This window comes from Ketobacter sp. GenoA1 (assembly GCF_003671475.1).
In the GTDB taxonomy this organism is placed as follows: Bacteria; Pseudomonadota; Gammaproteobacteria; order Pseudomonadales; family Ketobacteraceae; genus Ketobacter.
This window is the reverse complement of the sequence record NZ_RCHM01000042.1, coordinates 305,135-327,575: the sequence shown is the minus strand read 5'-3', so window position 1 is coordinate 327,575 and position 22,441 is coordinate 305,135. Positions and strand designations below refer to the sequence as shown.

At 53.8% G+C, this 22,441-nt stretch carries 20 protein-coding genes and 3 tRNA genes; 6 read left to right on the top strand and 17 right to left on the bottom strand.

Going from position 1 to position 22,441, the window contains the following annotated elements:
- Positions 1-4 precede the first annotated feature (4 nt).
- From arsS to D9N13_RS15560, 3 genes are all read right to left on the bottom strand, one after another.
- Positions 5-970 (bottom strand): arsenosugar biosynthesis radical SAM (seleno)protein ArsS, encoded by a 966-nt coding sequence (gene arsS / locus D9N13_RS15570; RefSeq protein WP_290591962.1) that lies wholly within the window; start codon positions 968-970, stop codon positions 5-7.
- Positions 971-1,068: 98 nt separating this feature from the next.
- On the bottom strand, positions 1,069-2,202 hold the full coding sequence (locus D9N13_RS15565; RefSeq protein WP_290591960.1) for an acyl-CoA dehydrogenase family protein: 1,134 nt from the start codon (positions 2,200-2,202) through the stop codon (positions 1,069-1,071).
- An 8-nt stretch (positions 2,203-2,210) separates the two neighbouring features.
- Positions 2,211-3,374, bottom strand: a complete 1,164-nt coding sequence (locus D9N13_RS15560; protein WP_290591958.1) for an acyl-CoA dehydrogenase family protein — start codon at positions 3,372-3,374, stop codon at positions 2,211-2,213.
- Positions 3,375-3,574: 200 nt separating this feature from the next.
- Between D9N13_RS15560 and D9N13_RS15555 the strand changes: the two genes are divergently transcribed.
- The 3 genes from D9N13_RS15555 to modC all read left to right on the top strand — a co-directional run bounded on the left by D9N13_RS15555 (position 3,575) and on the right by modC (position 5,507).
- Positions 3,575-3,651: transfer RNA gene (locus D9N13_RS15555), tRNA-Arg, on the top strand.
- A gap of 90 nt (positions 3,652-3,741) precedes the next feature.
- On the top strand, positions 3,742-4,425 hold the full coding sequence (gene modB / locus D9N13_RS15550) for a molybdate ABC transporter permease subunit (protein WP_290591956.1): 684 nt from the start codon (positions 3,742-3,744) through the stop codon (positions 4,423-4,425).
- A complete protein-coding gene (modC, locus tag D9N13_RS15545) occupies positions 4,422-5,507 on the top strand; it encodes a molybdenum ABC transporter ATP-binding protein (protein ID WP_290591955.1) in 1,086 nt (361 codons plus the stop codon). The genes modB and modC overlap by 4 nt, the downstream gene beginning before the upstream one ends.
- On the opposite strand, the gene glpG is transcribed toward modC, so the two are convergent.
- Positions 5,504-6,355, bottom strand: a complete 852-nt coding sequence (glpG, locus tag D9N13_RS15540; protein WP_290591953.1) for a rhomboid family intramembrane serine protease GlpG — start codon at positions 6,353-6,355, stop codon at positions 5,504-5,506. The genes modC and glpG overlap by 4 nt on opposite strands.
- Entirely contained in the window at positions 6,355-6,825 is a 471-nt protein-coding gene (gene bcp / locus D9N13_RS15535; RefSeq protein ID WP_290591951.1) for a thioredoxin-dependent thiol peroxidase, read from the bottom strand. Before bcp ends, glpG begins: the two co-directional genes overlap by 1 nt.
- A 99-nt stretch (positions 6,826-6,924) precedes the next feature.
- On the opposite strand from bcp, the gene hemH reads away from it, so the two are divergent.
- The 3 genes from hemH (at position 6,925) to D9N13_RS15520 (ending at position 10,324) form a co-directional block, all read left to right on the top strand.
- Positions 6,925-7,926: a ferrochelatase gene (gene hemH / locus D9N13_RS15530; RefSeq protein ID WP_290591949.1), complete on the top strand. Its 1,002-nt coding sequence runs from the start codon at positions 6,925-6,927 to the stop codon at positions 7,924-7,926.
- A 76-nt stretch (positions 7,927-8,002) separates the two neighbouring features.
- Positions 8,003-9,805 carry a serine/threonine protein kinase gene (locus D9N13_RS15525; protein ID WP_290591947.1) on the top strand — a complete coding sequence of 601 codons (1,803 nt, stop codon included), beginning with the start codon at positions 8,003-8,005 and terminating at the stop codon, positions 9,803-9,805.
- Positions 9,806-9,916: 111 nt separating this feature from the next.
- Entirely contained in the window at positions 9,917-10,324 is a 408-nt protein-coding gene (locus tag D9N13_RS15520; RefSeq protein WP_290591945.1) for a hypothetical protein, read from the top strand.
- 98 nt (positions 10,325-10,422) lie between these two features.
- On the opposite strand, the gene D9N13_RS15515 is transcribed toward D9N13_RS15520, so the two are convergent.
- The 12 genes from D9N13_RS15515 to D9N13_RS15460 all read right to left on the bottom strand — a co-directional run bounded on the left by D9N13_RS15515 (position 10,423) and on the right by D9N13_RS15460 (position 22,306).
- Entirely contained in the window at positions 10,423-11,730 is a 1,308-nt protein-coding gene (locus D9N13_RS15515; RefSeq protein WP_290591943.1) for a sodium ion-translocating decarboxylase subunit beta, read from the bottom strand.
- A gap of 14 nt (positions 11,731-11,744) precedes the next feature.
- A complete protein-coding gene (gene oadA / locus D9N13_RS15510; protein ID WP_290591941.1) occupies positions 11,745-13,532 on the bottom strand; it encodes a sodium-extruding oxaloacetate decarboxylase subunit alpha in 1,788 nt (595 codons plus the stop codon).
- 47 nt (positions 13,533-13,579) lie between these two features.
- Positions 13,580-13,825, bottom strand: a complete 246-nt coding sequence (locus tag D9N13_RS15505) for an OadG family protein (RefSeq protein ID WP_290591939.1) — start codon at positions 13,823-13,825, stop codon at positions 13,580-13,582.
- Between the two features lie 397 nt (positions 13,826-14,222).
- Positions 14,223-14,299: transfer RNA gene (locus tag D9N13_RS15500), tRNA-Arg, on the bottom strand.
- 161 nt (positions 14,300-14,460) lie between these two features.
- Positions 14,461-14,552, bottom strand: a tRNA-Ser gene (locus D9N13_RS15495).
- A 138-nt stretch (positions 14,553-14,690) separates the two neighbouring features.
- On the bottom strand, positions 14,691-14,879 hold the full coding sequence (gene csrA / locus D9N13_RS15490) for a carbon storage regulator CsrA (RefSeq protein ID WP_290591937.1): 189 nt from the start codon (positions 14,877-14,879) through the stop codon (positions 14,691-14,693).
- A gap of 149 nt (positions 14,880-15,028) precedes the next feature.
- The gene (locus D9N13_RS15485) at positions 15,029-16,264 is read right to left on the bottom strand and encodes an aspartate kinase (RefSeq protein ID WP_290591935.1); all 1,236 of its coding nucleotides are present in this window, start codon (positions 16,262-16,264) and stop codon (positions 15,029-15,031) included.
- Positions 16,265-16,415: 151 nt separating this feature from the next.
- Complete coding sequence (gene alaS, locus D9N13_RS15480) at positions 16,416-19,013, bottom strand: alanine--tRNA ligase (protein ID WP_290591933.1); 2,598 nt, start codon at positions 19,011-19,013, stop codon at positions 16,416-16,418.
- A gap of 131 nt (positions 19,014-19,144) precedes the next feature.
- Complete coding sequence (locus D9N13_RS15475) at positions 19,145-19,597, bottom strand: regulatory protein RecX (RefSeq protein WP_290591932.1); 453 nt, start codon at positions 19,595-19,597, stop codon at positions 19,145-19,147.
- Positions 19,598-19,602: 5 nt separating this feature from the next.
- The gene (locus D9N13_RS15470) at positions 19,603-20,304 is read right to left on the bottom strand and encodes an acyl-CoA-binding protein (protein ID WP_290591931.1); all 702 of its coding nucleotides are present in this window, start codon (positions 20,302-20,304) and stop codon (positions 19,603-19,605) included.
- A 128-nt stretch (positions 20,305-20,432) separates the two neighbouring features.
- The gene (locus D9N13_RS15465; RefSeq protein WP_290591929.1) at positions 20,433-20,732 is read right to left on the bottom strand and encodes a hypothetical protein; all 300 of its coding nucleotides are present in this window, start codon (positions 20,730-20,732) and stop codon (positions 20,433-20,435) included.
- Between the two features lie 116 nt (positions 20,733-20,848).
- On the bottom strand, positions 20,849-22,306 hold the full coding sequence (locus D9N13_RS15460; RefSeq protein ID WP_290591927.1) for a flavin-containing monooxygenase: 1,458 nt from the start codon (positions 22,304-22,306) through the stop codon (positions 20,849-20,851).
- Between the last annotated feature and the right edge of the window lie 135 nt (positions 22,307-22,441).

Below are 22,441 nucleotides of genomic sequence, written 5' to 3'. Positions count from 1 at the left end.
CCTATCAGTCCAGGGCCCCGCCACAACTACTGCCCTGACCTGCAGTACAGCCAAAGCAATGGTCAGCCACCACCACCGGATTACCGCTGAGATCAGCCTGGAGTAAATCGGTCAGATGCCGACCACCGCCGCGGTGCTGCAATGGTATATTCAACATTTGGTTGAAGTCGCAATCGTATAAATATCCCTGCCAATCCACACTAATGGTGTTGCGGCACATCAAGCCCGTGAGGTTACCCGCATTGAAGCTACTGCGTAGCAATCCCATATACTCTTCGAATTGACCTTTGGAGACCAGCATGCTGCCAAAACGACTGATGGGCATGTTGGCGAGGGTTAACAAGCTGTTGAACTGAATATCAAACTCTGCGGCAAGCCTTTCCTTGTACTGCTGCTCCAGAGCCTGTTGTGATGGTGGTAAAAACGCACCGCCGGGATTGTAGACCAGATCCAGAATCAGCCCACTGCCCTGCCTGCCGTAGCCCAGGGCATTCAATGTTTTCAAGCCTTCAATCGAGCCTTCGAACACCCCCTTGCCCCGCTGGGAGTCAACATTCTGCTCACTGTAACAAGGCAGTGACGCCACAACCCGAACCCCCTGGGCCGCCAGAAAATCCGCCAGGCTTTCCTGCCCGGGCTCCTGCAGAATCGTCAGGTTACAGCGATCAATCACCTCCACCCCTTCTGCCCGGGACTGCTCTACCAACCACCTGAAATGAGCATTCAACTCAGGCGCGCCACCGGTCATATCCAGCACTGCGGGCCGGCGTTTACGCACCACTTCCAACACTTGCTGAGCAGTATGCCAGGACATCTCTTCCGTGCGCTTGGGCCCGGCATTGACATGACAGTGCGTACAACTGAGATTGCAGCGGTAACCCAGATTGACCTGTAGAATTTCCAGATTCCCCCGTTGCACCGGCGGAAAATCGGTAGTGGAGCGAAATAGTAGTGGTCTGGTGTCAATCATTCTGATATTCCCTGCTGCGGCATTGCCCATCTTAAAACAAAAAACCCGTGGCCTACAGTCAGCACCACGGGTTTTATGACGGACGAAATGTCGTTTCGTTACACAGACAAGGATATAAAACGCTTCAGGTGATAATCCCCATTACCAAAAAGGGTATTGATTACATTGATGCGTTTCAGGTACATACCCACGCTCATTTCGTCGGTCATTCCCATGCCGCCAAATATCTGTATGGCTTCATGGGCCACTTTCTGGCCCTTCACAGCCACTGCGTACTTCAACGCCGACACGTTTTTGCTGAAATCGGCATCCCCGGCCTTGTGGCTCATCACCGCTCTTAATAGCAGTGATTTGCACTCTTCATGCAGGGTAAACATGTCCACCATGCGATGTTGTAGCGCCTGAAAAGCCGAAATCGGAACCCCGAACTGCTTACGGTTCTGACTGTACTCAACGGTTTCCCTGTACAGCTTTTCCATCATACCCACCGCTTCCGCGGCCAACGCCACCGCGGCTTCATCCGCAATACTTTCCAATGCCGGCACTGCCGCGCCATCCGTTCCCAGCAACGCAGCAGCAGGCACTTTAACGTTGCTCAAGGTCAGCTCGGCCGCACGATGTCCATCCAATGTGGGAAAGTCCTGCCGTTCAATACCATCGCTGTCGGCCGGTACCAGGAACAGGGATACACCTTCGCGATCACGGGAATCGCCGGCAGTACGGGCCGAAACAATAAAGGTGTCTGCACTGCCGCCATGCAAGACCATGGCTTTGGCGCCATTGAGTTGGTAACCCTCTGCGCTGCTGGTGGCAGTGGTTTGCACGTCGAATAAGTCAAATCGGGATTGCGGTTCCACCGCCGCCAGCGCGAGCTTGCGGCTGCCATCAATAATGCCGGCCAGAATCTCGCTTTTCTGCTCTGCATTGCCCACCTTGGCCAATAGGCCACCGGCAATCAGTACAGTGGAAACATAGGGCTCAACCACCAGGCCTTTGCCAAATTCCTCCATCATGATCATGGTTTCAACGGCACCGCCGCCAATACCACCATCTTCTTCGGAAAACGGCACACACAACCATCCCAGCTCGGCAAAGGTCTGCCAGGTGGCAGCATCAAAGCCACCGTCCATCGCGCAGTGCTTTTTTCGGGTTTCATAATCGTAATCGTTCTGAATGAACCGGCTCACACTGTCTTTCAGTAATGTCTGTTCTTCGCTGTAATTAAAATTCATGGTTCCACCTATAATCCCAACACCATTTTCGCGATGATATTTTTCTGCACTTCATTAGAGCCGCCATAAATGGTGGCTGCTCTGCCGTACAGGTATTTGGTGGAAATCGGCGCTGCGTAGTCGTTACCCACGCCCTGCCCCAGGGCATGTGCGTAGTAGCCACAGGCTTCAACCGACAGTTCGGCAACCGCCTGTTGTATTTCCGTGCCTCTGATCTTCAGTATGGAGGATTCCGGCCCGGGGGCACCGCCATCGGCCACGCTGGCAATGGCACGCAACTCAGTGTATTCCAATGCCATCAGGTCCACTTCAATCCGGGCCAGTTTGGCACAAAACATCTCATCTTCAATCAGCGGTTTACCAGCGGAAATCTCCTGAGCTGCAATTTGCTTCAATCGTTCAATTGCTCTTTTCGACTGTGGAACTCCGGCAATGGCGGTACGCTCGTGGGTAAGCAGATATTTCGCGTAGGTCCAGCCTTTGTTTTCTTCACCGATACGGTTGGCCACAGGAACCTTGACGTTGTCGAAAAATACTTCATTCAAAGAATGCTGATTATCAATGGAGTCAATTTTACGAACTTCGATTCCCGGTGTGTTCATGTCAATCAACAGGAAAGAGATGCCCTCCTGCTTTTTGGCATTGCCATCGGTGCGCACCAGGCAGAAAATCCAATCCGAATGCTGGGCATAAGTGGTCCAGATTTTCTGACCATTCACAATATAGTCATCGCCATCACGCTCGGCTCTGGTCTGCAGTGCGGCCAAATCCGAGCCGGCACCGGGCTCAGAATAGCCCTGACACCACCAAACGTTACTTTGCAGGATATCCGGTAAAAAGCGTGCCTTCTGCTCTTCATTGCCAAAGGTGTAAATCACCGGGCCCACCATTTTCAGGCCAAATGGCACCAGTGTGGGCGCACCGGCTTCCGCGCACTCATTTTCAAAAATAAACTTCTGCGTGATACTCCAGCCGGTACCGCCGTATTGGGTTGGCCAGCTAGGGGCAATCCAGCCCTTTTCATACAGAATTTTCTGCCATTGCACGATGGTATCTTTATCGATATACCCACCCACCACAGCACGCTTGAACCGATCGGACAGCTTCTCTTTCAGGAACGCGCGCACTTCGTCACGAAACGCAACATCATTGGGAGTCAGTTGAATGTCCATTCCTATCCTCTGTTGTTATCAAAAAATCCGCTCATGCAGACCTTATAGCGACTTATCAGTGTATGCGACACCACATGGAGCGTCACTGACCAAAATTGCCAGATTTTTGGCCTGGACAATCCCCACCGAAACAGATACTTACCCCCTTTAGGGTAGATTAACCCGGTGTAAGCCGTTAAAATCCCGCCAATCTTGACAGACCGCCCTTAGCTCAGCTGGATAGAGCGTCCCCCTCCTAAGGGGAAGGTCTCAGGTTCGAATCCTGAAGGGCGGGCCATTTTAAGCATCCCCATGATCTTTCAGGCCTTTCTCCGGTACGCACTAAGCATTAGTATTGTCGCAGGTACCCTCAAATGATCGAGATGCAATGGACTTTACTGCAGTTAACAGCCCAGCCATCTGGTTGACCTTAAAACTGGCCCTGATGACCACGTTCATCCTGCTCCTGTTGGCCACGCCTTTGGCCTGGTGGCTGGCCAACACCAGCAGCCGCAGCAAAGGCATGATTGCCGCACTGGTGGCCATGCCCCTGGTGTTGCCCCCCAGCGTGCTGGGCTTCTATCTTCTGCTGGTGATGGGCCCCCAAGGGCTGGTTGGGCAGATAACCCAATGGCTGGGCGCCGGACTGCTGCCGTTTACTTTCCCCGGTCTGGTGTTTGCTTCCGTGATTTACTCACTGCCGTTTTCCGTGCAACCCATCCAAAGTGCGTTTGAGCAATTGGGCAAGCGCCCCATGGAAGCCGCTTCCACACTCAGGGCATCGCCACTGGACCGGTTCTTTACCATTGCTCTGCCACAGGCTAAACCGGGGTTATTGACCGCCATGGTGCTGACGTTTGCACATACCGTGGGAGAATTCGGTGTGGTACTGATGCTGGGAGGGAACATAGAAGGCGAAACACGGGTGCTTTCGGTGGCCATCTATGATCATGTGGAGGCCTTGGAATACTCCAAGGCACATCTGCTGTCTGCCGGGTTGATCGCCTTTTCCTTTACCGTGCTGCTGCTCCTGCAGCGTCTTAACAGTAAACGCCGGTGGCAGCCCATATGAGCGCCATTGAGTTTCAGTTTCTGGTACAGCGGGATGATTTTACCCTGCAGGTAAACAGTCAGCTCCCGGCCCAAGGAATAACGGCCCTGTTCGGGCCGTCCGGTTCTGGTAAAACCACCTTATTGCGCTGTATCGCCGGGCTGGAAAAAAGTACCGATGCCAAACTGATCGTCAGTGGAAAGCCGTGGCAGAACCAAACCACTTTTCTCGCTCCTCATCAACGGCCCATTGGTTACGTATTCCAGGAGGCGAGCCTCTTTTCTCATCTCTCCATCAGAAAAAACCTACAGTATGGTTGGAAGCGCATTGCCCCGTCGCAACGCACTGTGCGCTTTGAAGAGGTGATTTCACTGCTGGGTATCGATGGTTTTCTGCAACGTTACCCGCACCAGCTCTCCGGCGGCCAACGCCAGCGCGTGGCCATTGCCCGTGCATTATTGACCAGCCCCGCGTTATTGTTAATGGATGAGCCGCTTTCAGGGCTTGATCTTGAAAGTAAGCAAGAAATATTGCCTTATCTGGAACGGTTGCATGACGAAACCAGTCTGCCCATTCTTTATGTCAGCCATGCTCCGGATGAAGTGGTGCGGCTGGCCGATCATCTGGTACTGATGGAAAACGGCAGCATTCAGGCCCAGGGTGACTTGAATTCGTTGCTAACCCGTTCTGATCTGCCCCTGTCAAAACTGGATGAAGCCAGCACTGTTTTACAGTGCCGGGTAGCATCCCATGATGAAACCTACCACGCCACCTATGTCGCCATCGACAACGCCGGCCTCAATCAGAAGCTGCTGGTATCCTACAAACCCATGCCGGTTGACCATCCGGTACGGGTCAGAATCCTGGCTCGGGATGTTAGCCTGGCATTGCAGATGCAGGATCAAACCAGCATCAGCAACATTCTGCCCGCCAGGGTGGTGGAAATATTTCCCAGTGCCACCCCCTATCAGGTGATGGTCAAACTGGACATCGGCGGCCAGTTTATTCTTTCGAAGATCACCAGGCGATCGGAAGCACTGCTGGGTATCGAAAAAAACAAGTTGGTTTATGCCCAGGTGAAATCCGTGGCCTTGATGCGCTAATTCGAAGGCACCCTATCCAGCCGCGCCAATAACCCACCCAGAAAGCAACCGGTCAGCAAGCCACTCAGGTGAGCCTGATTGGCCATCGGCATGATATTGGTAAAGCCCAACGCCAGCGCGATCAACATAAACACCATCAGCCCTTTGGGTAAACGAAAGGGCGGTGCCGGGCTGAAACGTTCGTAGAACCACAAATACCCCAACACGCCGTACACCACACCCGACAGCCCACCAAACCGGTTGCCGGTCCACAAAAACTGCACCAGATTGGAGATCACCGCGCAGATCAGAAACAGGGAAAACAACCGCACCGACCGTTGTGTGCGTTCCACCATACCGCCAAAGACCCACCAGGCACTCATGTTGAACAGAAAATGGAAAATACCAAAATGCACAAACGCCGGTGTAATCCAGCGCCACAGTTCAGCGCTGCTGGCAATGCTACGCAGGCTGCTGAAAAACATGAACGGCGCCCGGGCGGCGCTATCCATACCCTGCGCGGTCAGCAGGTACACCACCAGACTGATTACTATAACCGTTTTTGTGACCACGCCACTCAGTTGCATAATGCGCGAGAAGGTTAATCCACGATACAAACCAGACAGCTTCTCTGCCTGCGTGGTATCTTCATCCAGCAACCAGGAAGCCTGCCGGTAACGCTCATGATTGGGTTCATCAAGAAAGCGCTGTAATTCCTCCTGGGCCTGCGCTACCTGTTCGTCGCGATCAATGAAGATATTGGCCCCATCGTCCCGGATCTGCGCTGAAGCGGACACACCCAGACTTTTAAGATAATCCACAAAAGCCTGGGCATAACGGGGATGACGGATAAAGGTAAGATGATGCATCAGAGCGTTTTCAGGACCTCGATAACATCGTCATGATGCGTCTTGGTTTTCACCTTGTCCATGACATGCTTGAGGCGTCCATCCTTACCGATGATGAAGGTGGTGCGCAGAATCCCCATAAACTCGCGCCCCATAAACTTTTTCAGCCCCCAGACACCGTACTTCTCGGCAATGGTTTTGTCTTCATCCGACAGCAAATCAAAATTCAACTCCTTCTTCTCCATAAAGCTCTGCAGCTTTTTCACCGGATCCGGACTCACCCCCAGCACCACCGTGTCCAGTTTGGCAAACTCCTTTTTGGCATCCCGGATACCACAGGCCTGGGTGATACAGCCCGGCGTCATGGCTTTGGGGTAGAAATAAAGCACAACATTTTTTTTACCTTTGTAATCTTTCAGGCTGACCTTATCTCCATTCTGGTTCACCAGAGTGAAAGCTGGCGCCATATTTCCCACCTTCGGGAATGCCATAGTTTGTCTCCTGTTCAGCAATAGCTAGAAATCATCGAACACTTCTCGAAAAGAAGCATAATTGACTTACAATACAGGGATCAACCAAGGAGGTCGATCTTGTCTAGTGAAATCAAAGCACCGTTTGGCGTGATGCTGGTGAATCTTGGAACGCCGGAAAATCCGGATGCCGCCAGCGTGCGAAAATACCTGGCACAGTTTCTCTCCGATCCACGGGTGATACGAGTACCACGCCTGCTCTGGTGGTTGATTCTTCATGGCATCATACTGCGCTTCCGGCCGGCTAAAGTAGCCCGGCTGTATCAGACCATCTGGACCGATGAGGGTTCCCCCCTCATGTGCATCAGCCGTAAACAAGAGGCCGCATTACAGGCACAGCTTGAACACAGCACCGGGCAGCGCATTCCGGTGCAGCTTGCCATGAGCTACGGCGAGCCCAGCCTGACCACCGCTGGACGTAAACTGGCGGCCAGCGCCGTAGAGCGTATCATCGTACTGCCGTTGTATCCGCAATATTCATCATCGACCACCGCCGCGGTATTTGATGGACTGGCCAACGCCCTCAAGCCCTGCCCGGACATTCCTGAACTGATTTTCATACGAGACTACTGGGCCCGTGAAGATTATTTACAAGCCCTGGCAAACAGTGTTCAGGAATTCTGGGACGAACACGGTAAACCAGACCGCCTGCTGCTGTCGTTCCATGGCATTCCCCAGCGCTACGAAGACACGGGGGACCCCTACCCCAGCCTGTGCCGCAAAACCGCCGCGGCTGTCGCCTCCCGCTTGGGGCTGGCGGATGATCAATGGTCGGAAAGCTTTCAATCCCGCTTCGGTCGCGAAGAGTGGGTCAAACCCTATACCGATGTACTGCTGGAACAATGGGGCAACGACGATAGCATTCAGCGCGTGGATGTGATCTGCCCGGCCTTCGCGGCGGACTGCCTGGAGACCCTGGAGGAAATAGAAGAGCAGAACAAGGTGACTTTCCTGGAAGCGGGGGGCAAAGCCTACCACTACATTCCCTGTCTCAATGATCGCCCCGATCACATTACCATGCTCAGTGACCTGATACTGGAACGCGCCAAAGCCTGGCTCTGAGCGTGACAACCGGTGAATTCTGGCTACGCTTACTGTATCAATTAATCACTTTATATCAGTGTTTTAGCGTTAGCGCATGGAACTAGAAGGATTCTCGCAGCTGGAAAAAATCGCTGAGGGCGGCATGGCCGTCCTGTACCGGGGCATTCAGACCTCCCTGGGGCGTCCGGTTGCCATTAAAGTCATGAAAGGCGCCCTGTCCGGTACCCCGGAAGCCCACGAGATGTTTGAGTGGGAATCCAGAATCGTGGCTCGCCTGGACCACCCCCATATTATTCGCGTCATTGATCGTGGCCTGACCTCCGACGAAATGCCCTATTTTGTCATGGACTACGTGGAAGGCCTGACCCTCAAGGACGCAATGAAAAGCAACAAGCTTTCGGATCGCCGCAAACTCCGCATTATCATGCAGGTAGCGAAAGCCTTGGGCTACGCTCACAAGAACAACGTGATTCACCGGGATATCAAGCCGGGCAATATCCTGTTGGACCGGGAGGGCAACGCCAGGGTGGTGGATTTCGGCATCGCCCGGCTCTCGGAGGATACGGAAGTCTCCAGCGTGCGCGAGGAAGGCATGACCGTGGGCACACCGGCCTACATGGCCCCGGAGCAAAAGCGGGGAGCCGCCTTTACCAGTTCCGCCAGTGATATTTATTCCCTGGGGGTCATCATGTACCTGATGCTGGCCGGCAAACTGCCGAAAGCAGGCTACCCCGCCCCTTCCCATTTCAATGCCAAAATTCCTTCCTCCCTGGACAAGATCACCATGGCCTGTCTGGCGGACGATCCGGACCGGCGCCCCAGCGCGGACAAACTGGTGGCCCTGTTACTGAAAGCACTGAAGGGGGCCCACCTCAAGAAAGAGCAAAAAGCTCAGGCACAGGAAACCTTTAAAGATCCCAAAGAAAAGTTCCGTCTGTTGGATGTGATTCGGGAAACCCCGTATGGCAGTGTCTGCCTGTATGAGAACCGGGAAGATCAGTCGCTGATGGTGCTGAAAAAGCGCGTGGGTAATTTCAAAGGTTATAACGAATCGGAAATACTATCCCGCATCAAACACCGCAACATCATTAACGTGCGGGGAGTAAGCCGCAATGACCGCTTGTTCATTACCATCCTGGAATACCTGTCCGGCGGCAGCCTGCAGAGCAGAATGGCCCATTCCATGTCCGTGGATGAGTTCATGCTGGTGGCGGATCAGATTTGTGACGCCCTGATCTTTGCCCACAGCAATCGTATCGTCCACGGCAACCTGCGCCCTCATAACATCCTGTTTGACGAGATGAACACCGTAAAGGTGATGGATTTCGGCTTTGAGCCCCACTACGAAGAAGCGCTGGAAGAAAACTGGTACAAGCCACCAGGGGAGCCTGCCTCACCACAGGCCGACGTGTTTGCAGCGGGTGTCATCTTCTATCAATTGCTCACCGGTTCACTGCCGGAGTGGAAACGCGGCCTGCTGCAACCCGGAGAGGCGTTTGCGGACATTCCACAGCATTTGCGCACGGTCATCAAAGCCATGCTCTGCCTGGAGAGCAATGTCCGTGTGCAGACCTTCGAAGAAGTAAAAAAATGCCTGCACATGGTCGAGAGCGAAGCAGACGAGAAAACCAAAACCAAAATCCAGAAGAAAGCGCCCCAACCCCGTCGTCGCAGCCCCTTGCGCAGCGTGGCGCTGGCTACTGCATTTTTACTGCTGCTGGGGGTCAATGGGGTAATTTACATGTGGATCTTTATGAACAAGGGGGCAGACCACCCCAGCATGGCCAATATCATGCAATCACTGGGTTTAAGGGCGGGAGACAACAGAACAAAAGGGTCAACACAGAACGAAGAGGAATTTGTCATGCAGAAGGTTGAAAAGACAAAACCGAATTAGCATTGTTTACTTGATGACCTCTTCACAATTCCTAAAAGTGTGATAGCTTAGCCGTTTGTGTATAGTCGATGCAGTCAGGAAGATTGCGTCCATCTCCCACTGGAGGGTGCCATGATCGATTACGAACTAACCGATCTTTTAATCGAACTGGAAGAAATTCAACAGGATCGATTTCTAAACAAGGCTCGCGGCCAGCAAGTTGTTGATTTATTGGCTTTTTATGAGATCCCACAAACCTTGTACACGTTACGCCAAGAGCCCCAGAATGGGCGTGAACCCCATCAATGCCGACGCAAGATTGCCCTGTTTGACTTCGCTCACGTACCACCGGAATGCAAGCCCCAACTGATCGAATGCCTGTTTATGATCGGCCATTCGCCGGAGTTTATTGCCGAAGCCCTGGGTGAAGACATACGGGCAGTGGCGGAGTCGTTGCGGTCGGTGGTGGACGAAAACCGGGCCAAGAAAGCCGCAGACCTGCGCAAGAATCCGCAGCGGTTCCGCTTGGTGAAAACCTGATCCGCTGTCTTTACTGATGCAATAAAAAAGCCGGCAGTCCAGCCGGCTTTTTTGCGTCAGGACAGCCTATGGAATGACCGTCCGCTCGCCCAGTTGCATTACCCGCCCACGTAGTTCAAGAGAATACCGGCCGCCACCGCCGAGCCGATGACACCGGCCACATTGGGGCCCATGGCGTGCATTAACAGGAAGTTCTGTGGATTCGCTTCCAGCCCAACCTTATTGGATACCCGCGCAGCCATAGGCACAGCAGATACACCAGCAGAGCCGATCAGAGGGTTAATGGCCTGCTTGGATACCTTGTTAAGCAATTTAGCCATCAGCACGCCGCACCCCGTACCAATACAGAAGGCCGCCATACCCAACACCAGAATCCCCAGTGTTTCGGCCACCAGAAATGAAGAGGCGCTCAGCTTGGAGCCCACCGACAGGCCCAGCCCAATGGTTACAATGTTGATCAGTGCGTTCTGAGCGGTATCACTCAGGCGATCCACCACGCCACACTCACGCATCAGATTACCAAAGCAGAACATCCCCAGCAGTGGCGCTGCATCAGGCAACAGCAGTGCCACCAGCACCAGAATCAAGATTGGGAAAATAATCTTCTCCGCCGACGATACAACCCGCAACTGCTCCATCTTGATTTTGCGTTCGGCTTCTGTTGTCAGCGCGCGCATGATCGGTGGCTGAATCAAAGGCACCAGAGCCATGTAAGAATAAGCCGCCACTGCAATGGCCCCCAGTAAATCCGGCGCCAGCTTACTGGTGACGTAAATGGCGGTAGGGCCATCCGCACCGCCGATGATACCGATGGAGGCAGCATCAGCCAGGGTGAAGTCAATCCCAATCCCCAGGCTGGTCAACGCCAACGCGCCCAACAAGGCGGCAAAAATACCGAACTGGGCGGCAGCCCCCAACAACAGGGTACGTGGATTTGCCAGTAACGGGCCAAAGTCCGTCATGGCACCAACCCCCATGAATATCAACAGGGGAAACAGACCCGTGGTCAAACCCACACTGTAGATGAGATAGAGAATCCCGTCCGCATGGCCTGCCGCTTTCACCGTATGGCTCACCTGGTCGTGCAACGCAGGTTCAGCGCCATACCAGGCATTTTTCACCTGGGAGGCCGTGGCATCCGCCGCCAGGCCGAGCATGGACTTCACACTGTCCACCAACGCAGCATCGCCGTAATACAGAGCATGCTCCAGGGCAGAGTCCGCCATCCCGGCCAACGGAATATTCGACAGAATGCCACCCACCCCGATGGGCACCAGCAACAGTGGCTCAAAGCCCTTTTTAATCGCCAGCCAAAGCAACACCAGGCCCACCAGAATCATAACAGCCTGGCCAATCTCCAGGTGATAGATACCGGTGCTGTGCCAAAGCTTTACTAAGTTATCCATGATTTACGCCCCGATTAACCGATGGACAGCAAGGTGTCGCCCACTTTCACGGCATCACCCTCTTTCACTGTAATGGAGGTGACCGTTCCGGATTTGGCTGCCCGCACTTCGGTTTCCATTTTCATGGCTTCCAGGATCACAATGACATCCCCCTCTTGAACCTGCTGCCCGACGGACACCTTCACCTTGAAGATATTTCCGGCCAACGGCGCGGGTACGGGTTCGCCAGCAGAGGTCGCGGGTGCCGGTGCCGCCGGGGCTGATGACGCCGTTGCAACATTGCTGATGTCGCCGCCATCGGTCACCTGCACCACATAGGACTGCCCATTGACGGTAACGGTGTACACCCCGCTGTCGGTGGCTGGGGTAGCAGGGGTTGCCGCCGCTGCCGGGGCAGGCTCCGCCCCGGTGGGTACAGGCTCAAATGCAGCCGGATTGTTTCGGTTATCAAGAAACTTCAAACCAATCTGCGGGAACAATGCGTACGTCAGCACGTCATCCACTTCATCGGCAGCAAGCTGGATATTCTTTTCGCCGGCAATCTTTTTCAACTCCGTGGTCAGCTTGTCCATTTCAGGCTCAAGCAAATCAGCGGGGCGGCAGGTAATGGCCTCTTTGCCTTCCAGCACCCGTTCCTGCAACGCTTTATTGAATGGGGCGGGAGCGGCACCATACTCGCCTTTCAAAACCCCGGCGGTTTCTTTGGAGATGCTCTTGTAGCGTTCACCGGTCAGCACATTCAGTACCGCCTGCGTGCCCACAATCTGGGAGGTGGGTGTAACCAGGGGGATAAAACCCAGATCTTCCCGCACCCGCGGAATCTCCGCCAGCACTGCATCCAGCTTGTCGCCGGCCCCCTGCTCTTTAAGCTGGCCTTCCATGTTGGTAAGCATTCCGCCTGGTACCTGGGCCACCAGAATACGGGAATCAACACCACGCAAGGCGCCTTCAAACTGCGCGTACTTCTTGCGGACTTCACGGAAATAGCCGGCTATCTCTTCCAGTAAATGAATATCCAGACCGGTATCACGCTCCGTTCCTTCCAGAATGGCAACCACCGCTTCCGTGGGAGAATGCCCATAGGTCATACTCATGGACGAAATCGCCGTATCCACGTTATCAATCCCCGCTTCGGCGCACTTGAGTGCCGTAGCGGTGGACATGCCCGTGGTGGCGTGGCACTGCATGTGCACCGGAATATCCAGGGATTCCTTCAGGCGGCTCACCAGCTCAAACCCCACGTAGGGTTTCAACAAACCGGCCATGTCCTTGATGCAAACTGAATTGGCGCCCATATCCTCAATGGTCTTGGCCATGTCCACCCACATATCGATGGTGTGAACCGGGCTCACTGTGTAGGAAATGGTGCCCTGGGCATGCTTGCCCTGCTTGAGCACCGCCTGGATGGCGGTTTCCAGGTTACGGGGGTCATTCATGGCATCGAACACACGGAATACATCCACGCCATTGACAGCCGCCCGTTCAACAAACTTGCTCACTACATCATCAGCATAGTGCCGGTAGCCCAACAGGTTCTGCCCGCGCAGCAGCATCTGCTGGGGGGTATTGGGCATCGCTTTCTTTAATAATCGAATTCTTTCCCAGGGGTCTTCACCCAAGTAACGAATACAGGCATCGAAGGTGGCGCCACCCCAGGATTCAATAGACCAGAAGCCCACCTTATCCAGTTTTTCAGCAATGGGTAGCATGTCATCAATGCGCATGCGGGTTGCAAACAGGGATTGATGCGCATCACGCAGGACGACATCCGTAATACCTAAAGGTTTTTTTGCCTGACTCATGGGAAATGGCCTTTTTGTGGTTTCTGCTTAACTCTGGAATCAATTCGCTACTTGTGGCGCGAACGATGCCGGTGTATTGCGGCTGCGATAACAGCCATCAACGGACCGTCGTTAGCCTGGGACGGCTGCTGAACGGTTGGAGCGGGTGTTGAGGGAAGTTCGGATTCTGGCAGAAATTTGGAAATCAATGACGACATGACGCTGGTAGCCAATACCAGCAACACCAGGAACGAAAACACCGCCCCCATTCCGATTGCCATCAGGTTGACACCTTCCCACAGCAAATTGCTCATATTCTCGCCTCGTGTTTGGTTACACCTAATGCTGTGGCTTGATCGCCCGGGTCATGGCGCCCTGTTTGAAGCGCAGCGACCCGGCAGGACCCTGGGTCCACAAACTGCGCAAATTTACCGTTAATACCTACCCATAGCAACCTGAAGCCGGCAAAAAGGGCCGTAAAACCCGCCCTTTTTCACCCTTGCGCCACATAGCCTGAAAGCGCTGAAAATGGCAGAAAAATCAATGGCAGCACAGACTTTCGACGCCACTTTCAATGACCCATGAGTCTGCCTGTCACTGCAGCATAGCACTGGCAGCATGCCTGTAGGAAATAGCGGGAAGAAACAAGAACAGCTGCGGAATCGCAGCTAAAAAAAAGAGGCTGTATTGCTACAGCCTCTTTTCGGTATATGGCGCGCCCGGCACGATTCGAACGTGCGACCGCCTGGTTCGTAGCCAGGTACTCTATCCAGCTGAGCTACGGGCGCGTGGGTGATGCATTCTACGTAACAGGCTTTTTATGTCAATCAAAAATGATAACTAATTAATCAACTTAGCGGGCATTCACCCGACACTGCAACCTGCTAACACGTCTACATCGATTCAGGTTTGATGCGGCCCGGGTGCTCGCCCGGGCCGCCCTGAATAATGGCGGAGAAGGAGGGATTCGAACCCTCGATACGGGATAAACCGTATACTCCCTTAGCAGGGGAGCGCCTTCAGCCTCTCGGCCACCTCTCCAAAACGTGCGCGAAATGTTACTCGTTTTTTATCAAAATTCCTAGCCCAAATCGCTGATTTTGATAGAAATTACCCTAATCACCAGCAAAAGCAAAAAAAGCGATGGCCAGCATCGCTTTTTTCCAGGCTATCAAGATGTTACATGTCGTCGTGGTCTGAAGTCTTCTCACGCTGGATGCGCTGATAAATTTCTTCCCGGTGCACCGCCACTTCTTTTGGGGCGTTAACACCAATTCGCACTTGATTGCCTTTTACACCCAGCACGGTAACGGTCACTTCGTCGCCGATCATCAAGGTTTCGCCCACACGGCGAGTCAAAATTAGCATGTCCTTCTCCTGTAAATACTGCTCCCAGACAATTCCGGCTGCTGATCCGGTCTTATCCACTTCCGCATACCCAAACCTAATCTAATTATTGACCAGGTTTTAAATTTTGGTAGCACTGCAAAGGGATTTATTTGGGTTAGTTTTAAAATTTACGTGGCTTCGTGCGGATCTTTATCCAGATTGAAGCCATTGTGAAGCGCCCGAACTGCCAGTTCCAGATACTTTTCTTCGATTACCACCGATATCTTGATCTCAGATGTAGAGATCATCTGAATATTGATGGACTCTTCAGCCAGTACCTTGAACATTCTGCTCGCCACACCGGCATGGGAACGCATTCCCACCCCAACCATGGACACCTTGGCGACGGAAGCATCTGACTGTACTTCCTTGGCCCCAATCTCTGAAGCAATACCCTTCAGCACATTGGTGGCCTTTTCCATTTCGTTTTTGTGGACCGTGAAAGTGAAATCGGTGGTGTTATCCGCACCCACGTTTTGCACGATCATGTCCACTTCTATATTGGCGTCTCCCACGGGGCCCAAAATTCGGTAGGCCGCACCCGGGATATCCGGTACACCGCGTACAATGATCTTGGCTTCATCGCGGTTAAATGCAATTCCCGAAATAACTGGTTGTTCCATGGGATCCTCTTGATCAACGGTAATTAGCGTGCCCGGGCCGTCTGCAAAACTGGACAGCACCCGGAGTGGTACATTGTACTTGCCGGCAAACTCCACAGACCGGATCTGCAACACCTTTGAGCCCTGACTGGCCATTTCCAGCATTTCCTCAAAGGTGATCTGGTCCAGGCGCCGAGCGTTGCTCACCACCCGGGGATCGGTGGTGTAAACGCCGTCAACATCGGTGTAAATCTGGCATTCATCCGCCTTTAACGCCGCCGCCAGCGCCACCCCGGTGGTATCCGATCCACCTCGCCCCAAAGTGGTGATGTTACCCTGCTCATCCACGCCCTGGAAACCGGCAACCACAACCACCCGGCCCCGGGCCAGATCGGAACGAATCCGCTCCGCATCGATTTCCTGGATACGCGCTTTGCCATGGGCATCGTCGGTCAGAATACGTACCTGGCCACCGGTATAAGAACGCGCGTCATAACCGTCGCTCTGCAACGCCATGCTCAGCAGCGCGATGGTAACCTGCTCACCGGTGGTCACCAGAACATCCAGCTCTCTGGGTGAAGGTTGCTGGGTGATTTCATTGGCCAGGGCCAGCAAGCGGTTGGTTTCGCCGCTCATCGCCGACACCACAACCACCACGTCATGGCCGTCATCCCGAAATCGCTCAACACGTTTGGCGACATTCCGGATACGCTCGATGGTACCCACTGATGTACCACCGTATTTTTGAACAATTAGTGCCATTGCTATATTTCTTAGAAAGGATTAAGGGTTATAGATTCCAGACCGGGCTGGCGGCTGAAAAAGATACCTGTTCCGCAGAGCAAACGAAAGGCCCGTATTGTATACCTTTTGTTGTTAGACAAAAGTACTGCCGGGCTAAATTTCGTACAAATCAGAGCTTTTCCGACAACCAGGCTTCAACAGACTGTATGGCTGCGGGTAAATTGACCACATCCGGGCCGCCGGCCATGGCCATATCCGGTCGACCGCCGCCTTTACCGCCCACCTGCTGCGCCACATGGTTCACCAGGTCACCGGCTTTCACCCTATCGGTCAAATCCCGGGTCACACCCGCCACCAGGCTGGCTTTTTTACCGCCGGCACCCAGCACAATAATGCCGGACCCCATTTTGTCTTTCAGCTTATCCACCATGTCACGCAGGGCTTTTCCTTCCACCCCGTCCACCACAGCAGCGAGCACTTTGACACCGGCTATTGCGGTGGCCTGACCCAGCAGATCATCACCGGCACTGCTGGCCAGCTTGGCCTTCTGCTTGTCCAGCTCCTTTTCCAGAGTCTTGACCCGCTCCAGAACCTGCTGCACTTTTTCCAGAGTGGTCTCCCGTGAACCTCTGACCAAAGCACTGATTCGATTCAGCGCCAACTCGGATTCATCCATCCAGGCCAATGCACCGGCACCGGTAACGGCCTCAATCCGACGCACCCCGGCGGCCACACCGGCCTCGGAAATAATGCGAAACACGCCGATATCACCGGTACGGGCGGCATGGGTGCCACCGCACAGCTCGACGGAGAAACGGTCTGTTCCCATGGAAAGAACCCGCACCTCGTCATCGTACTTCTCGCCAAACAAGGCCATGGCCCCCCTGGCTTTGGCGTCTTCGATATTCATCAACTCCGTAGTGACATCGGTATTGGCTCGTATCTGTTCGTTGACCAGGCGTTCAACGGCCTTGATCTCCTCGGGCTTCATGGCTTCCAGATGGGCAAAATCAAAACGCAGACGATCCGCTGTTACCAGCGACCCTTTCTGCGCCACATGCTCACCCAACACTTTGCGCAAGGCAGCATGCATCAAATGGGTGGCGGAGTGATTAAGTCGAATGGCCTGGCGGCGGGTGTTATCAATTTCGGTGGTAACCGCATCACCGACGTTCAGTTCGCCCTGCTCTAACACGCCATGATGCAAATGGGCGTCACGCTCCCTGGTGGTATCCGTCACCTCAAACTGCGCAGCCGGTGTGCGAATAAAACCAACGTCCCCAACCTGGCCACCGGATTCGGCGTAAAACGGCGTATTATCCAGCACGATCACGGCCTGCTGCCCGACGTCAATGCGTTGCACGGGTTTACCATCCACGAACAATTCGGTGACGGTGGATTCCGTGCTGATCTGATCATAGCCAATAAATTCACTGGCGCTCGACACCGCCAGGCCATCATGATAATTGGCTTTGAATTTGCCCGCTTCCTTGGAGCGCTTTTTCTGCTCTTCCATTTCTTTTTCGAAACCGGCCTGATCAATGGTCAGCTCCCGCTCCCTCGCGATGTCAGCGGTTAGATCCGCCGGAAACCCGTAGGTATCGTAGAGCTTAAACACCACATCACCGGGAATTTCCGTACCCTTAAGCTCGGCCAGATCCTGCTCCAGAATACGCAATCCCTGCTCCAGGGTTTTGGCAAACTGTTCTTCCTCAAGCTTGAGCACTTTCTCAACCTGCGCCTGCGCCTTGGCCAGTTCCGGGTATGCATCCCCCATCTCAGCCACCAGCGGTGCCACCAGTTTATGGAAAAACAAATCCTTCATGCCCAATTGATTGCCGTGACGAATAGCACGCCGCAGGATGCGGCGCAGCACATAACCGCGCCCTTCATTGGAGGGAAGCACGCCGTCGGTGATGAGAAATGCACAGGAGCGAATATGATCGGCAATCACACGCAGTGACTTGTTGTCATAGTCACTGCTGCCAACCACCTGCGCCACCGCCTTCAGCAGATTGGCAAACAGGTCGATTTCGTAATTGCTGTGCACACCCTGCATCACCGCCGCGATGCGTTCCAACCCCATGCCGGTATCCACCGATGGCTTGGGTAACGGCTCCAGCGTGCCATCCGCCTGGCGGTCATACTGCATGAACACCAGGTTCCAGATCTCGATATAGCGGTCGCCGTCTTCCTCCGGACTGCCGGGAGGGCCGCCCCAAACATCGGCGCCGTGATCGTAGAAAATTTCAGTACAGGGGCCACAGGGCCCGGTGTCACCCATCTGCCAGAAGTTGCTGTCTTCACCCAGGCGGGAAAAGCGATCAGGATCCACACCCATTTCCTGCAACCAGATCGCCTCTGCTTCCTTATCCTCGTGGTATACCGTTACCCACAGCTTCTCCTTGGGTAAGCCCAAGGTCTCTGTAAGAAATTGCCAGGCAAAGCGAATGGCGTCGGGCTTGAAGTAATCGCCGAAGCTAAAGTTGCCCAGCATCTCAAAAAACGTGTGATGGCGGGCGGTATAGCCCACGTTTTCAAGGTCATTGTGCTTACCGCCGGCGCGGACACAGCGCTGTGACGAGGTGGCGCGGGAATAATGGCGCTGATCGCGCCCCAGAAATACATCCTTGAACTGCACCATACCGGCATTGGTAAACAGCAGGGTCGGGTCGTTGCCCGGCACCAGAGAACTGCTGGCCACCACTTCGTGGCCCTGGGACTGGAAATAATCGAGGAACGCTGTGCGGATTTCTGAGGTTTTCATAGCAGTGGCTAACTGAACTCGCTGTATGGGTAATTTAGGGGAGACCGGCCGTGAAACGAGGCTGTCTGCAAGGTGCGCAGTTTACCATCTATTACGGCTATTGCATCCAGGCGGGGCCAATAATGGTATCTTCAGGGGTCCGTTGGGTCAAAATCCAGGGCATAACGTATCTGTTCCAGGGTGAAGCCACGGTACTGTAAAAACCGCATCTGCTTGGCCCGTACCTTGAGATCTGTGGTTTGATGGTCGCCAAACCGGCGCCGAAAGGTGTTCAGGGCCTGCTCAAACCAGTCCACCGGATGCTCGGCCAGCGCCTGCTGGATGAGGTCCTGGGCAATGCCTTTCTGTTTCAGTTCCGATTGAATGCGAATGGGGCCATGGCCCTGGCTGATCCTGCCCCTAACCAGAGAATCGGCGAACCGGTAGTCACTTTGCAGGCCCTGCTGCACCAGTCCGTCCAATACCTGTTCCACCAGCTCGGGATCAAACTTTGACGCCAAACGTGTGATCAGCTCGCGCGCGCTGTAATCCCTGCGCGCCAGCAATTGAATCAGTTTCTCCCGAATGGCCTGTTCGGCTTCCATAACAGTCAGGCAACCGTCTCCGAGGCCAGGCGCCTCACCAGGCTTTCCAGGCGATTCAAGGCCTCTTCCGGCGTCATGCCCTTCAACTGGCGGCGGGCATCAAACTCGGCCTGGGCCTCCGGCTTGGTTTTGGCCGGGCGCCGGCCTTTGACATCCCCTTCCTGAACCTGGCGCAGCAGCGCAGTCAGTTCCAGCTTTTGCTGTTTACCCGCCTGCAATCCAGCCACCTGTTGACTGGCCCGCTCCAGCCTCTGTTTCAGCTCCGCCGCCAGCCGCTCCGGTGCGGCCTGAGACGCCGCTTTGGCAACTTTTTGCTGGGCCGACTTCAACATCGGGCTATCCGGTGCCCTGCTCTTCGCCACCGGCCGGGACTGAGTGATTTTCCGCGGTGGCGGCACGATTACCGCAGGCGGTTTGCTTCGGTTCAGTGCCTGCTCGCCCTCTTCCACCAACTCATCGAAAACCCGTTGCGACTCTTCCAAAACCAAATTCACGGTACCGGTTCCCAACGTACTGAGACGCCCAACAATAGTATCGGATCGACCGTAGGCGTGCCCCACTTCCATAATCTGTCGGTATAAACGTGTACGCTCTGAATCCACAATACTGGCCAGCCCGACACCGGCCAGGCCAACTTTACGCAGATTGATACTTATTTTTTCGGCAAAGGACAGGTCTTCCGACACCAAGTCAGCTAACTTTCCCATTTCAAGTTCCCATGTTGTTAATGGAAGCCCTACGGCGCTCGGGCATTGCAGGTAATGCTACACAAATTCAGTAGAAATGAAAAAGCCCCATAAGCGGGGCTTTCGTGTTACGGGCTATACCACAAGGGTCAGTCTTTCTTCTTGCTCATAAACTCGGACTTGGCAGACAGAAACCCGAGTTTCAGTGAATCCCAGGCTAACTCGACCCCTTCCTTGATATCTTCCCAGGCTTCTTCAGCGGCATCTTCCAGTTTATCGAACTTGACCTTGAGTTCGGCACGCTTCTCTTTCAGTTCACTGAGGGTATTGTCCAGTTTTTGCTTGTACTCACCCTGAGCCTCATCCAGCTTGGATTCCAAACGTTCAATATCGTTTTCCCATTCCGCCAATTGCTGCTTCAGCTTTTCCATATACTCATGCTTGCTCATAATCTTCCTCCCGGTTGTTATGACTGAGACTTTGGCAGATGCCGGGCCGCGTCATATTGATACATATCAAGCAACTATTTCATAAACAAGACAAGCACATTCTTAGTCCGAATTGATTACCCTGGATTGGAAAACGTCATAACGCCGTCATCCACCTCACCGTAGCGCAGCATCGCCAGATCCAGAGCATAATTCTGGTGCAGTTTCCAGGGAGCCTTGTTGCCCTGACGAGGCAGCTTGGGCAGGGCTCGTTTTACATAGCCGGACTGCATGTCCAGAAACGGCACTTCATGAACCGAGCTGTCGGAGAGGCGCGGAGTTGCCTGATGCATGCCTTTTTTGTCCATGGTTTTCAGCAGGCGGCACAGGTACTCCAGTGTAATATCGGCTTTTAACGTCCAGCTGGCGTTGGTGTAACCAAACACCATGGCGAAATTGGGGATGTCCTTGAACATAACCCCCTTGTAGTTCATGGTTTGCGACATCTGTAACGGTTTGCCGTCCATCTCCAGTTCCATGCCACCCAACAATTGCAAATCCAAACCGGTCGCTGTGATGATGATATCCGCTTCCAATTCCTGCCCTGATTTCAGCAGAATTCCTTTCTCCGTGAAGGTGTCGATATGATCGGTCACCACCGAAGCCTTACCATGGCGAATCGCCTTAAACAAATCACCATTGGGTACTGCACACAATCGCTCATCCCATGGATTGTAGCTGGGAGAAAAGTGCTTCATATCGAAGTTGTCACCCACCTGACGGCGCACCTGGGATAACAGCAGGCGACGGATCGCCTTCGGTTTGGCCCGCGCCAGTTTGTAAAAGAACATCTGGAAGCCCACATTACGGGTACGGGCCATACGGTAAACCACTTTGGCGGGAAGATACTTGCGCAGTTTGTTTGACAGCTTGTCCCGCAACGGCACACTGGCAACATAAGATGGCGACCGCTGCAGCATGGTGATATGAGCCGTCTTCTCAGCCATGGCCGGTATCAGGGTCACTGCGGTGGCGCCACTGCCAATAACGACAACCTTCTTACCACTGTAATCCAGGTTCTCGGGCCAGTGCTGTGGGTGCACTATCTGGCCTTCGAAGCGATCGCGCCCGGGAAACTCGGGGGTATAACCCGCTGCATAATTGTAGTAACCGGTACAGCCCAGCAAGAACCGGCATTCGATCTGAATTACCTCACCGCTATCCACTTTTTGCACATCCACTGTCCAGGTTGCACGATCAGTGCACCAGGAGGCTTTCAAGGACTTATGCCCAAAGCGCACATGTTTTTCCACTCCGTACTCACGGGCTGTTTCCTGAATGTACGTTCGAATATCAGGGCCATCGGCAATGGCTTTCGGATTGGTCCAGGGTTTGAAGTTGTAGCCCAGGGTGTACATATCAGAATCCGAGCGAATGCCGGGATAACGGAAAAGATCCCAGGTCCCACCGATCGCCTGTCGGCCTTCCAGTATGGCGTAGGATTTTCCAGGCAGTTTTTTCTGCAGATGACAGGCGGCCCCAATACCGGAAAGGCCAGCACCGATAATCAACACATCCACGAATTCCATCGTCATACCAAGCTCTCTATCACTATGATTTTATTAGAATTTAAACAACCTACCGGCCATTTAACCAAGCCAACTCTCGTGTAGCACAAAATTAAACCACTCAGCTTAGACATAGAACAATAAAATCACCGCCCTGTCACT

Coding starts and splice junctions, on each gene's coding strand:
- D9N13_RS15505 (WP_290591939.1), bottom strand. CDS start 13,825: ATGAGCAATTTGCTGTGGGAAGGTGTCAACCTGATGGCAATCGGAATG.
- D9N13_RS15525 (WP_290591947.1), top strand. CDS start 8,003: ATGGAACTAGAAGGATTCTCGCAGCTGGAAAAAATCGCTGAGGGCGGC.
- D9N13_RS15465 (WP_290591929.1), bottom strand. CDS start 20,732: ATGAGCAAGCATGAGTATATGGAAAAGCTGAAGCAGCAATTGGCGGAA.
- modB (WP_290591956.1), top strand. CDS start 3,742: ATGGACTTTACTGCAGTTAACAGCCCAGCCATCTGGTTGACCTTAAAA.
- D9N13_RS15470 (WP_290591931.1), bottom strand. CDS start 20,304: ATGGGAAAGTTAGCTGACTTGGTGTCGGAAGACCTGTCCTTTGCCGAA.
- arsS (WP_290591962.1), bottom strand. CDS start 970: ATGATTGACACCAGACCACTACTATTTCGCTCCACTACCGATTTTCCG.
- glpG (WP_290591953.1), bottom strand. CDS start 6,355: ATGCATCATCTTACCTTTATCCGTCATCCCCGTTATGCCCAGGCTTTT.
- D9N13_RS15565 (WP_290591960.1), bottom strand. CDS start 2,202: ATGAATTTTAATTACAGCGAAGAACAGACATTACTGAAAGACAGTGTG.
- D9N13_RS15515 (WP_290591943.1), bottom strand. CDS start 11,730: ATGGATAACTTAGTAAAGCTTTGGCACAGCACCGGTATCTATCACCTG.
- csrA (WP_290591937.1), bottom strand. CDS start 14,879: ATGCTAATTTTGACTCGCCGTGTGGGCGAAACCTTGATGATCGGCGAC.
- D9N13_RS15460 (WP_290591927.1), bottom strand. CDS start 22,306: ATGACGATGGAATTCGTGGATGTGTTGATTATCGGTGCTGGCCTTTCC.
- D9N13_RS15485 (WP_290591935.1), bottom strand. CDS start 16,264: ATGGCACTAATTGTTCAAAAATACGGTGGTACATCAGTGGGTACCATC.
- D9N13_RS15560 (WP_290591958.1), bottom strand. CDS start 3,374: ATGGACATTCAACTGACTCCCAATGATGTTGCGTTTCGTGACGAAGTG.
- D9N13_RS15475 (WP_290591932.1), bottom strand. CDS start 19,597: ATGGAAGCCGAACAGGCCATTCGGGAGAAACTGATTCAATTGCTGGCG.
- modC (WP_290591955.1), top strand. CDS start 4,422: ATGAGCGCCATTGAGTTTCAGTTTCTGGTACAGCGGGATGATTTTACC.
- alaS (WP_290591933.1), bottom strand. CDS start 19,013: ATGAAAACCTCAGAAATCCGCACAGCGTTCCTCGATTATTTCCAGTCC.
- oadA (WP_290591941.1), bottom strand. CDS start 13,532: ATGAGTCAGGCAAAAAAACCTTTAGGTATTACGGATGTCGTCCTGCGT.
- D9N13_RS15520 (WP_290591945.1), top strand. CDS start 9,917: ATGATCGATTACGAACTAACCGATCTTTTAATCGAACTGGAAGAAATT.
- bcp (WP_290591951.1), bottom strand. CDS start 6,825: ATGGCATTCCCGAAGGTGGGAAATATGGCGCCAGCTTTCACTCTGGTG.